This is a genomic window from Bartonella sp. AA86SXKL, assembly GCF_042196885.1.
Map to the genome: position 1 here is coordinate 400 of NZ_JBHIRE010000416.1, position 251 is coordinate 650.

The window sequence follows — 251 nt, forward strand, 5'->3', positions numbered from 1 at the left end:
GTGTTGAAGTCGTTGAGGTTGACGACGGCACCCGCCCCCTTCGTGCAGTTCAGTCTGGCGTTATCGGAATTGTTGGCACAGCACCCGATGCCGATGAACAAGCCTTTCCTCTTAACACACCGGTTTTGGTAGCAGGCTCTCTTTCACAAGCCGCAAAACTGGATAGAACAGGAAAACGACGCGGTACATTACCCAATGCCCTTGATCTCATTTTCAAGCAAGTGGGCGCAATTGTCGTTGTCGTACGCGTG

General features: G+C 52.2%; 1 pseudogene. It reads left to right on the plus strand.

The annotated features are described in order from the left end of the window. Positions 1–251 (plus strand): annotated as a pseudogene (locus ACFIO5_RS12345) (phage tail protein); the annotation flags it as partial.